We start from the raw sequence: 837 nt of genomic DNA, 5'->3' as shown, positions 1-837 counted from the left end.
TGTGTATAAGAGACAGATCCAAGGCTGCACGGCCTGGTATTCGACGCTGAAGGGCTGGGCGAACTGATCGAGCAGGAGCGCCAAGTATGTCGCTGGTGATCGACGTGCCGGTAGACACCGTCAAGCTGTTGCTGACCCCCATCGACCCGGAGCAACCCGCCGGGCATTTCGATATCGAGGACGAAACCTACCAGGCCATCGACCAGGAAATGGTCAAGCTCGGCGGCCTGCGCGAAGGCGACATCGACTGGCCGTATATCGACGAGGCGTCCCGTGAATACCTGGCGACCCAGTGCAAGCACTGGCGCATCCTCGGCCATCTGCAAGTGGGATGGCTGCGCACCCGACAGTGGGCGCGCTGGTCCGACTCCCTGGGCTTGATAGCCGGCATGGTCGAGCTGTATTGGGACAGTGCCTACCCCAAGCCTGGCCCGACCGGCTACCTCAACAAACGCAAGCAGGTGCAGCGCCTGTTGGGCGACTTGGGGCAGGTGTTGCCGACCCTGGAGCGCAGCAGTTTTGAGCCGGCCTATCAGGCGGCGGCCCAATTGGCCCTGACCAACCTGCAACGGTGTGCCGAAAGCGCCAAGCTCGACCCGGCCCCGCTGGACGCGTTGCAACGCCAACTGGACAAATACAGCGAGCCGGTCGCTGCCACCGAGCCCGCCCGTGCGGCCACCTCCGGCGGTGTGCTGGAGTCAGCCTTTTTCAACAGCCCCAAACCGCAGGCGCCGAGCAATGAGCGTGAACAACGCCGCGCTGTGTTGAATATGGCCGAGCAGATCAATCAGCAAGACCCCTACGACCCCACCGGCTACCAATTGCGACGCTTCGGCC

At 63.3% G+C, this 837-nt stretch carries 1 protein-coding gene; it reads left to right on the top strand.

The genetic code is table 11. The features are described from left to right. Positions 1-86 precede the first annotated feature (86 nt). Positions 87-837, top strand: a 751-nt coding sequence (locus tag B6S09_RS18060) for a TssA family type VI secretion system protein (RefSeq protein ID WP_211281096.1), incomplete at its 3' end; no start/stop codon positions are given.

The organism is Oceanimonas baumannii, from assembly GCF_002245495.1.
GTDB lineage: Bacteria > Pseudomonadota > Gammaproteobacteria > Enterobacterales > Aeromonadaceae > Oceanimonas > Oceanimonas baumannii.
This window is presented reverse-complemented; position numbering and strand designations above follow the sequence as displayed.